The 10,467-nt window shown below is 36.0% G+C and carries 12 protein-coding genes and 2 pseudogenes; 5 read left to right on the top strand and 9 right to left on the bottom strand.

The annotated features are described in order from the left end of the window. Positions 1–326: pseudogene (locus M030_RS25735) on the top strand (IS5/IS1182 family transposase); the annotation flags it as partial. 10 nt (positions 327–336) lie between these two features. Here the strand turns inward: M030_RS25735 and M030_RS0109325 are convergent. The 7 genes and pseudogenes from M030_RS0109325 to tsaE all read right to left on the bottom strand — a co-directional run. Beyond that, a pseudogene (locus M030_RS0109325) lies at positions 337–876 on the bottom strand (cation:proton antiporter); the annotation flags it as partial. 104 nt (positions 877–980) lie between these two features. Next, positions 981–1,370 (bottom strand): hypothetical protein, encoded by a 390-nt coding sequence (locus tag M030_RS0109320; protein ID WP_027373264.1) that lies wholly within the window; start codon positions 1,368–1,370, stop codon positions 981–983. 109 nt (positions 1,371–1,479) lie between these two features. Then, positions 1,480–2,190, bottom strand: coding sequence for a LytR/AlgR family response regulator transcription factor (locus tag M030_RS0109315; RefSeq protein WP_171032614.1), 711 nt, complete (start codon positions 2,188–2,190; stop codon positions 1,480–1,482). Then, positions 2,165–2,938 (bottom strand): histidine kinase, encoded by a 774-nt coding sequence (locus tag M030_RS0109310; protein WP_081735548.1) that lies wholly within the window; start codon positions 2,936–2,938, stop codon positions 2,165–2,167. The genes M030_RS0109315 and M030_RS0109310 overlap by 26 nt, the downstream gene beginning before the upstream one ends. A 19-nt stretch (positions 2,939–2,957) precedes the next feature. Further along, the gene (locus M030_RS0109305) at positions 2,958–3,329 is read right to left on the bottom strand and encodes a hypothetical protein (RefSeq protein WP_027373261.1); all 372 of its coding nucleotides are present in this window, start codon (positions 3,327–3,329) and stop codon (positions 2,958–2,960) included. After that, positions 3,329–4,519, bottom strand: a complete 1,191-nt coding sequence (locus M030_RS0109300; RefSeq protein WP_027373260.1) for an alanine dehydrogenase — start codon at positions 4,517–4,519, stop codon at positions 3,329–3,331. Before M030_RS0109300 ends, M030_RS0109305 begins: the two co-directional genes overlap by 1 nt. A gap of 68 nt (positions 4,520–4,587) precedes the next feature. Further along, the gene (gene tsaE / locus M030_RS0109295; protein ID WP_027373259.1) at positions 4,588–4,995 is read right to left on the bottom strand and encodes a tRNA (adenosine(37)-N6)-threonylcarbamoyltransferase complex ATPase subunit type 1 TsaE; all 408 of its coding nucleotides are present in this window, start codon (positions 4,993–4,995) and stop codon (positions 4,588–4,590) included. A gap of 94 nt (positions 4,996–5,089) precedes the next feature. Here tsaE and dnaG point away from each other — a divergent pair, with 94 nt between their 5' ends. Next, on the top strand, positions 5,090–7,075 hold the full coding sequence (dnaG, locus tag M030_RS0109290; protein WP_027373258.1) for a DNA primase: 1,986 nt from the start codon (positions 5,090–5,092) through the stop codon (positions 7,073–7,075). Positions 7,076–7,185: 110 nt separating this feature from the next. Beyond that, positions 7,186–7,872 (top strand): ATP-dependent Clp endopeptidase proteolytic subunit ClpP, encoded by a 687-nt coding sequence (gene clpP / locus M030_RS0109285; RefSeq protein WP_027373257.1) that lies wholly within the window; start codon positions 7,186–7,188, stop codon positions 7,870–7,872. 165 nt (positions 7,873–8,037) lie between these two features. Here clpP and M030_RS0109280 read toward each other — a convergent pair whose 3' ends face one another. Continuing rightward, entirely contained in the window at positions 8,038–8,559 is a 522-nt protein-coding gene (locus M030_RS0109280; protein ID WP_027373256.1) for a hypothetical protein, read from the bottom strand. A 268-nt stretch (positions 8,560–8,827) separates the two neighbouring features. On the opposite strand from M030_RS0109280, the gene M030_RS0109270 reads away from it, so the two are divergent. Further along, positions 8,828–9,400 carry a Crp/Fnr family transcriptional regulator gene (locus M030_RS0109270; RefSeq protein WP_027373255.1) on the top strand — a complete coding sequence of 191 codons (573 nt, stop codon included), beginning with the start codon at positions 8,828–8,830 and terminating at the stop codon, positions 9,398–9,400. A 93-nt stretch (positions 9,401–9,493) separates the two neighbouring features. Then, entirely contained in the window at positions 9,494–9,928 is a 435-nt protein-coding gene (locus M030_RS23935; protein ID WP_051584976.1) for a nuclear transport factor 2 family protein, read from the top strand. Between the two features lie 2 nt (positions 9,929–9,930). Here the strand turns inward: M030_RS23935 and M030_RS26065 are convergent, their stop codons facing one another. After that, a complete protein-coding gene (locus M030_RS26065) occupies positions 9,931–10,161 on the bottom strand; it encodes a T9SS type A sorting domain-containing protein (protein ID WP_410492703.1) in 231 nt (76 codons plus the stop codon). Positions 10,162–10,467: the final 306 nt, after the last annotated feature.

The following is a 10,467-nucleotide window of genomic DNA, read 5'->3' as shown; positions in this document are numbered from 1 at the left end:
GAATCAAAGAAGTAGAAGGCACCTTAATTCTGCTTCCCACAAAAAAAGAAAAAACAAGATATGGGCAGCAAGTTGCAAGATTAAGATTCCGTGCAAGAGCAGCAATAGAACCCTGTATTTCACATTTAAAAAGAAACCACTCCTTAGGATTAAACTTCCTTAAAGGAGTGGCTGGAGATATTCATAACGCTCTATTAGCAGGGATTGGATACAATTTGAAGATGAGATTGAACCAAATCAAACAACAAATTCTTTTTTGGCTCGAAGTTGTTCTCAAAATCTTCTTAGGCAAGTATAATTTTCAAAATGAAAAATTAGCTTTTTAAGGAATGACTAAATAAAATAGGATAAACCGACTCCCAGCGCAAAAGGAAAAATAATACTGGCATGGCTGATGACTACAGCATCGTGAGCTTTTTTTCTCAAAACACTCAGGTCAAGTTCCATCCCTACAATATACATGAAGAGAATAAGACCTATCTGGCTTAAAAACTGCAAATTTCCTAATGACTCTTTTGGAAAGATAAAGGCAGAAAGTTCAGGAAAGTATAATCCGAAAAGGGAAGGCCCGAGAACAATACCTGCGATCATTTCGCCAATTACTGACGGCTGTTTTAGTTTTATACAAATCCATCCGAATAGCTTGGCGACAAGGATAATCGTAACAATCTGTGCGAGAAGAAGCGCCAGAGGATGATGGAGGTTTGTTAAGAATGAATCGGCAAAATTTTCCCACATGGTAGAACCTGTAGTTTTGGGAAGCGCAATATTTTCCCCAATTTCCAGTGTTTTTCCTTCCACAAAAAACCAGTACATCAGGCATGAAAAAAATGCAATTGTACTGATGTAAAAAATAATATTTTTATATTTCCCCAAATTCATGATTCCTTTATTTTGATGCAAAGTTGATAAGAATAAACTTATATTAAAATACCCTGGTTTTTAAAATGTAATGAATGTTCTAAAAAATGTAATAAAAGCTATCTGAAAGAATAGCCTATACCAATTCCTATTTTCCATTTTCCATTCTGATCTGCAGTTTTGGAATTATAATAGACCGGAATCTGCAGCGCAATCTTTTTATAAACTGTAGTAAGACCGGCTCCTAAAGTAGGAGTAATAGGACTATTTCTGGTTCCTGAAGAGCGGTCTTCTTTAATTCTCAATGAGGGAAGCATTCCCAGAATAAATTTAATGTTTTTGTGGGTGAGGCTTACGTTGGGCCCTGTAAAGTTGACGAAAGCACCATGATCTACATATCCGGCTACTGCGATTCCGTCGAAAAAGGAAGCTTTAATTCCGGAAGAAGCTTCTTGCGAAAAACACAGTCCGGATATGAGAATTCCTGCTGCATACATGAAGTTTTTCATTATAAAATCAATTAATTCGCAGTAAAAGTACATCCGTCGGATGTTTTAAAAAAGGCATTTGTAATAAAGCGAAAGTTTTTTGTAATGAAACCTGAAATGTTTGAAAAGTCTATTTTCCAAACAGCTCCATTAGTGAGTTTTTGTAGGTGTCACCGATCTGTAGTTTAAGGAAATTTTCACCCTCGGTGTGTATGCTGGTTATTATTTCGCTGGTGGTAAAAACTTTTATCACAGAGAGGGCAATGATCTCTTTCTTATTAACTTGTGCAAAATCCTTGGCAGGAAGCATTTCAAGCAGATTTTTAAAATTGAGGTTTTTCAGTACAATCGTCGTTCCGTCGTTCAGGGTGATATCTTTGTCTCTGCTGTCGATTTCCGAGGTTTTGATATATACGATCTGTTCAGTAAGAATAATAGTTTTCCCGATATTGGTATTCCACTCAATGAATGCTTTTTTCTGCGGAATCTCGATCTGTTCTTTGGCCTTTTCAAATGCCTGCATCAGGCGTTCTTTTTTGATGGGCTTCCTTACATAATCGACAACATTAAGATCAAAAGCTTCTGCAGCATATTCTTTATAGGCAGTGGTAAAAATTATTTTTTTTGAACCGGAGATCAGTTCGGCGACCTGAAGGCCTGTCATCCCGGGCATTTCAATATCAAGAATACAAAGATTACAGTCAAGATGATGTATTTCTTTCAGAAAGAGTTTAGGATCGTTGAATGCTTTTACCACTTCCACATCGTCGATCTGTTCGCACAAAAGCTTTAAATAGCTGATGGCTAGTAATTCATCATCCAGAATAACGCATTTTATCATAGAATTCACCTAAATTGATTTTTAATTCTGCTGTGAAGATACCGTTTTTTGAACTCTTTTCGAGTGAATAATAAGAGCTGTAGATCATCTTAAGCCTCTGATCCAAAGACTGACTTCCAAAGCCACTTTTTTCTTTTTCCAGACTATTTCTTAAGGAAGCTTTGTTGCCCACTTTCATCGTGAAAATCCCGTTTTCAAGCTCCAGATGAATGGAAATAAAAGAATCCTGTGCAAGAAAATCAGTATGTTTGAAAGCATTTTCAATAAGATCCACAGATATTAAAGGAGCAAAAACCTTCTCTTCATACAGAGAATCAGATTTATTGATCCTGGATTTAATCCTGAAATCAAAAAGAGGATTGATCTTGATCTTATTGATCTCAATCAGATTTAAAGCGAAATTCAGTTCCTCTTTTGGACTTACATATTTATTATTGCTTTCATATAAAATATAATCCAGCACATTAGCCAGTTTATCCAGAGACATATACGTCTGATACGCATGAGACTGCACCGAATTAAGGATGTTTTTAAATAAATGCGGATTCAGTTTCGTACCGATATGTTCCAGGCGTACTTCATTCAGACGCTGTTCAATAATTTTATTGCTTTCTGATAACTGGGTGTTTTTCTTTTTGGCTTTCTGATGCTCATTAAAAAGGTAAATACTGGTCGTCAGAAAAAAGAAAATGGCAAAAACTCCGATGAATATCAGATAATCATGGATCATGTAGTAATTGCCTCCCATATATCAGTAGTTATAAAGACTATTTAAGTTTTTTTAGCCCGTTTATGGTTACACTTTCTTCACATTTTTCAAAAGTGATCTCATAGATAGGCTTTTTTTCAGGGTAGACGATCGTATATCCCGGACATGGTTTTTTTTGTGCCTGGCTTCGGTCAAAATCTACTTTTCCTTCTGTAATGATGCTGTCTTTTACAAATTTTTCATCAATTCTGTAAGTGCTCATAGTGGCTTTAGCCTGTTCAGAATATTTAAATTCTTTGGAAAGGGTTTCTGCAATGACACGGCTATTCGGTAAATATCCGCTGCAGCTGGCTCCCTTCTTGTTTAAAATAAAAAATACGAGTAAAAGCCCCGGAACGAAGCCTATGGCATAAAATTTCAGTTTTTTCATTAGAAAATTAAAAGATTGATATCGTGGTACGTAAGTCCGAAACGGTCACAGATGATCTTTTTAGTATGTCTTCCCTTGTACATATATAAACTCTGCTTCATTTCATTTTTGCGGATCAGCATGTTTTCAAAACCGCCTTCTTCATCATAATTTAATATATAGGAAAGGAAGAAATTCGAAATGGCCTTTGTGGTAGTTCTAGGCATTCTAGACGTAAGGTTGGGAAGTCCGCAATGAATCACCCCGTGTTTGATCACATAAGGATTTTCCATGGTAGTCAGTTCAGAGGTTTCAATCACCTTACCGTTGTCTATGGTAATATCAATAATGACACTGCCTTTTTTCATTTTCATCACCATATCTTCAGTGACGATCGGGGTCATATTCAATCTCGGAAGAGCTCCTATTACTACATCTGCTCGTCTTAAACTTTTGCTCAGCTCTTTAGGATCAATGATTGAAGTCGGAACACGGCTGTCTACCATGGTATGAAGTCTTCTTAATTTTGATAAAGAATTATCGAAAACCTTTACACTGGCACCCAGGCCAATGGCTGCTTTTGTAGCAAATTCACCTACGATTCCGGCTCCCAGAATAACTACTTCTGCAGGTCTTACTCCTGTAATTCCTCCCAGCATTAAACCGTTGGAAAGAGCCAGTAGTTCTGATGCATATAAAATAGAAACAGTTCCCGCAATCTCGCCGATGAGTCGTACCAAGGCAAGTTGTTTGTATTCGTCAACGATAAATTCAAAAGCAATGGCATTGATTTTCTTCTCTGCAAGCTTTAAGAAATAGGATTTTTCTCTAAGGTTGATCTGAAGCGCTGAAACCAGATAGGTATTAGGTTTCATAAAATCAATCTCGTCTTCTGTAGGAGGATTGACCTTTAGGATAAGGTCCTGCCCGAAGGCTTCCTTAGGATCATTCGTGATCTTTGCCCCGGATTCAGAATACTGTAAGTCTGTAAAAAATGAACCCTGACCGGCTCCTGATTCTACAATGATCTCATGGCCGTGCTCTACCAACACCTGTACGGCGTCAGGAGTAATGCAGGTTCTCCTTTCGTTAAGACAGGTTTCCTTAGGTATTCCAATACTGAATTGTTTCCCTTTTTTTATCACCTCCAATTTTTCCTCTTTCGGCATCAATTCTTCTTCTGTGAAAGGAGTAAAAATGTTTGTACTCATCCTTAAATTAAATTATGTCTTACAGATTGTTATTTACTGTTGAATTAATAAGCAAAGATACATAATATTTAATCGAATAAGATTTCTCTGCTTTCACCGGTATTCACAATACTCATTGTGTGGTACTTGAGACCGTAAAGTTCTTCTTCGTATACTTCCGGCCACTCAATAATACATAGAAAAGAGTTGTCCAGGTATTCTTCGATACCGATATCATAAACTTCTTCAATATTTTTCAGACGATACAAATCGAAATGGTAGATTTTTCCTTTTGATGTATTGTATTCATTGACAATCGAATAGGTAGGAGAGTTTACTTCATCTTTACTTCCTAGGTTGTTAAGTAAAAACTGTGTAAATGTGGTTTTTCCTGCTCCCAGATTTCCTTTTAATAAAAGGATGTTATGTTGCAGCTGAGGAAGGATGCTGTCTACTACTTCCTGCCAGTCTTCTATTGTATGTATTGTAAATTGCATAGGCTAATTTGTTGCAAAAATAATCATAAAACACATCAAATATATACTACACTTATATAATTGCCGTGTTTTTTTTAATGTGTATTTTTGCAGTATGATTTCTAAGCAGACCATTGATAAAATATTTTCTACAATCCGTGTTGAAGAGATTGTGGGTGAATATGTGCAGTTGAAAAGAGCGGGGTCTAATTATAAAGGACTCAGCCCGTTTCATGAGGAAAAATCTCCAAGTTTTGTTGTTTCGCCAAGTAAACAGATCTGGAAAGATTTCTCTACGGGAAAAGGGGGAACGGCGATCTCTTTCCTGATGGAAATTGAAAATTTTACCTATCCTGAAGCATTGCGCCATGCAGCCAAAAAGTATGGAATTGAAATCGAAGAAGATCAAAGAGAGATCTCCGAAGAAGCCAAAAATGCCCAGACAGAGAAAGATCTTTTATATAAAATCCACGAAGTTGCCAATACCTATTTTCAGGAAGTGCTTTGGGATGATGCTGATGGAAGAAGTATAGGACTGTCGTATTTTAAGGAAAGAGAACTTAAAGATGACATCATCAGGAAATTTCAGTTGGGATATTCTCCGGAAAAGAAAAATGCCTTTACCCAATATGCCCTGGAAAAAGGGTACACCAAAGAGATTCTGGAGAAATCGGGACTTTCCATTTTTCCTGAAAATACACCTGCCGGAGTTGACCGTTTCCGCGAAAGGGTGATTTTCCCAATTCATAGTTTTTCAGGAAGGGTGTTGGGCTTTGGGGCCAGAATTCTTAAAAGTAATGTTAAAACAGCCAAATATCTCAACTCACCGGAAACTGAGATTTACCATAAATCTAATGTCCTTTACGGATTAAATCAAAGTAAACAGTCTATTTCAAGGAAAAATGCCTGTCTATTGGTTGAGGGATATATGGATGTGATCTCACTTCATATGTCGGGAATTGAAAATGTGGTGGCAAGTTCCGGAACTTCCCTGACAACAGAGCAGATCAAGCTGATAAAAAGGCTTACAGAAAATGTGACGATTCTTTTCGATGGTGATAACGCCGGTATTAAAGCGAGTTTCCGAAGTATCGACATGTTGCTGACAGAAGGGATGAACATCCGCGTACTTTTATTCCCGGATGGTGATGACCCGGATTCTTTCGCCCGAAAACATCCGCAGGATTATGTAGAGAAATACATCGAAAATGAAGCGATGGACTTCATTGATTTTAAGGCGGAAATCCTGCTGAAAGATATCGGAAATGACCCGATAAAAAAGGCTGAAGCGATCCGTGATATTGTAAAATCTGTTTCCTTTGTACAGAATGCCCTGAAAAGGGAAGTATACCTTAAGGAAGTTTCCAATAAATTTGGACTTTCAGAGCAAAGTCTTTTCAATGAGCTGGATGTTCAGAAACAGATTACTCAGAACCAGACCCATCATGTTCAGCAGCAGCAAAAAGAAAAGGAAGCTCCGAAAATGGAGATTGTTCCCTTGGATCAGGAAAAAGAAGATCCTTTCTTATTTGAGGTATTGTTTATGGAAAATAAGCTTGTTGAGCACATGCTTGCGTTCGGAGATATTGTTCTGAAACGCAGGACTGAAAATAATGAAGAATATCAGATCACGGTTATCGAAGAAATTCTGCATCATTTTGAAGAAGAGCAATATGCATTTTTAGTTAAAGGAAATGAGATTATTATCAATCAGGTAAAAGAGGGAATTCAGAAAGAGGAGTTGAGGAGTGGAAACTTTTTCGTATCTTTTATGGATGAAGAAATTACCTCAAAAGTTGTAGATGCCCTGATCCCTTTAGACGAGCTTGAAAATTGGGCTTCCCGGAATATTTATCCCCCAAACTACGGAGATAAAGTAGCAGATCAGATTACAGGCGATGTTTTGCTGCATAAATACAGGTACATTGACTATCTGATCAAAGAAACTGCAAAAGAACTGGATCAATACAGCAATACCGATGAAGGAAAATACTATGAGCTGATCAAAAAAATCACCCTACTGAAACAGGCTTCCATGCGATTGAGCAATATCATCGAGTATTCGCCTATCAAAGGAATCTATATGGATAGAAAAAGATAGATCAGCAAAACGTTGAAGGATATTGTGACAAAAAGTCCTATTAAATTTTAGGAATAAATATTGTAATTTAACCTTCACGAATATTTGTTAAAATAATACATAATAGAAATATGGACATTAAAAAGGAATTCAGAGATTTCTCTGTAAAACATTTAGGAAACAACGGTTTGGTTACCGATCAGTATATGGGCATGTATGGCCCGACGAATCTTACTCCGTACATCATGGAAGAAAGAAGATTAAACGTTGCTCAGATGGACGTTTTCTCCCGTCTGATGATGGACAGGATTATCTTCCTGGGAACAGGAATTGATGATCAGGTAGCAAATATCGTTACAGCGCAGCTTTTATTCTTGGAAAGTGCAGACCCTTCAAAAGATATTCAGATTTATATTAATTCTCCCGGAGGAAGTGTATACGCAGGACTTGGAATTTATGACACAATGCAGATCATTAAACCAGACGTAGCGACAATCTGTACAGGTATGGCTGCTTCAATGGGAGCCGTATTACTGGTTGCCGGAGAAAAAGGAAAACGTTCTGCTCTTAAGCACTCAAGAGTAATGATCCACCAACCTTCAGGAGGGGCACAAGGTGTCGCTTCTGATATGGAAATCAACTTAAGAGAAATGCTGAAATTGAAGCAGGAGTTGTACGAAATTATCGGTCACCACTCAGGACAGACGTATGAGTGGGTGGAGAAATCTTCTGACAGAGATTACTGGATGACTTCTGAAGAAGCTAAAGGCTACGGAATGGTAGATGAGGTTTTACAGAGATCTACAGAGAAAAAATAAGTGATAATCTTTAAGATCAAAATAAATGACGCGCTGATTCAGCGCGTCATTTATTTTGGTGTTTTTATTAAGGTATATAATACATATGTTTGTAAGATATCGTTTTTGTATAATATAACTTTGAGAGAATAAAATAGCTCCGGTTCAAGAAATATACATTTAGTATTAGAAAAGAATAGTTCCTGCAAACACTCCTATACTTAATCGATGTATGGGAAGGGACCCGTAATAATCTAGGTTGGCTCCTGCTCCAAATCTAAAATTCTTAAAAGAGACACCCATTCTTGCATTAATATAACTTCTTTCATGAGTTTGTTGCTTGGTATTATAACTGTATAATGTTTGAAGTCGATTGTACAAGCTCCAATTTTCAGAAATTTTTGGAAAATATTCCAATATCAGGACATTTTCTATCGTATGATCTTTGATCATATCAATACGAAGGATATCTGCCAAGACAAAATTTTCATTTGCTTTTGTATAATGTACAGCGACAGTAGGTCTTAGTCCAATTTTGTTATGCATCCAGACACCGGTATTGATTGAAAGTTCATTGATGAGATTGTAAGAGACCATCGAAAGGGTCATGAATTCATTTTGATCCTTATTGTTTTGATACGTGTTTAAAGAGTTAACCACACCCAAAAAACCCAGCTTGCTGTTGCCTGTGAATTTTTTGTTCAGCATTATCTGTGTGCTAACCGATCTACCAGTTAACATGACTTCTATAGGAATTGGAGAAGAGGAAGGTGGGGGTACAGTAAAATGGTTGATTTCTTGGGTAAAGATAGATATGATAGAACACCGTAAAATAATGATATGAACAAATAGTTTCATCTGAGAGAAATTTGATTAAATGCTTTTTGTTTGAATAACTTTGCAAAGTTGCCACATGCTAATCAGTAAAATGTTAACTTAGTTCAAGAAATCACGTAACGACCAATACATATAAAAAATGCAACAGTTCATACAATATATAGAATCACATACAAGTCTTTTAGGTGAGGAAGTTGATAAAATTATCTCTAAGATTGAAACGGAAACGGTTAGAAAAAACGGATTTCTTTTGAAAGAGGGAGAATTGTGTAAATACAATTATTTTATTCTCAAAGGATGCTTCAGAATTTATCTGATCAGTGATCTTGGGAAAGAACAAATTTTGCATTTTGCTATTGAAAACTGGTGGATCACTGATTTGGCAGGGTTTTTAAATGAAAAAAAAGCCCGTTTCTATATCCAGGCATTGGAGAATTCGGAAGTCGTAAAAATTAGTTATAAAAACTACAATCTTCTCATTACTGAAATTCCAAGTTTTGAAACATTTATCAGAATGATCTTTCAGCAGTCATTTGTGAATTTACAGGAACACTTTATAGATACATTAAATAGTGAAGGAGAGTCTCGCTATTTGACTTTTGTAAAAAAATATCCTCAGATGACGCAGAGAATTCCTCAATATATGATTGCTTCTTATTTAGGACTAAGCGCCGAATTTGTAAGTAAAATAAGAAGGAAACTATATCAGTAAACATATGTATGTTTCTCATTTTTATTTCTTGAATTAATTCAATGATTCCTACTGTTATATGAGACTACCTTTGTCATGTTTAAAATAGAGAACATGAAAAAAGTACTTATGGTATTGACGATTTTTTTATTGGGAAATCTGTCTATTGCTCAGAACAAAGAGCGCTCACAAAAAATTAAATTACATACAATCATTGAGGCGATCGATAGTGGAGATCCATCACAATTTGCTGGATTACTCACTGAGAACTCGGTTTTTAAGTTTGGTAATTTTCCTTCAGCCGTAGGAAAATCAGCAATATTTAAAGCACAGACAGATTTTTTTGCTTCTGTTAAAAGCACAAAACACACTGTTCTGAAATCCTGGAAAGCACCTGATTCAATTGTGGCACAGATGGAGGTTACTTATATAAGACTTGACGGAAGTACGGTGACATTACCTGTAACAGATATTTTTATGTTGAAAAATAATAAAATAGATCAAACGCTTATTTATATGGATATTGCTCCGTTATACCAATCTCAATAGTGTTAAAAAGCACCTTTAAAAAAGGTGCTTTTTCTTTTTTTTAACAATCTTATGAATGCTTGATTTAAAGTTGTAATTTTTACAAAATAAAGATCTGAGCTTAAAGATTGAATGTTAATTCCGGTCTCCTGCGAAGTTATTGCTTTCTGTCCCGAAACAGAATAGATATTCACTTCTTTCATTTTTTCAGGAGTATCAATCAGTATAACATCATTCGCAGGATTATGGTGAATACTGAATATTTATTTGTTAACAGCAGTAAAATCGGCTGTTTTTGTAGGAGTAAAAGGTCATCTTTTTCCAAAGCTTAGTCTTACCAATCATTATTGTTTAACTAAGCTGGCAAAGATAAGCTTTATACTGCAAGTTTGATAGGTCTTTTCCACCATATTATTGTTGCGTAAGCTTGAATTCCTAATTTTAAATTTAATACAGGAATTTGAGAATCTGTTTCCATTTTCGGATTGAAAGTCAGGATATGAGTATTTAAACTGAATTCATTGTAAAAGCTATATTGTTAAAATACAATTATCCTTGTG

It is taken from the genome of Chryseobacterium sp. UNC8MFCol (assembly GCF_000482305.1).
Classification (GTDB): Bacteria; Bacteroidota; Bacteroidia; order Flavobacteriales; family Weeksellaceae; genus Chryseobacterium; species Chryseobacterium indologenes.
This window is presented reverse-complemented; position numbering and strand designations above follow the sequence as displayed.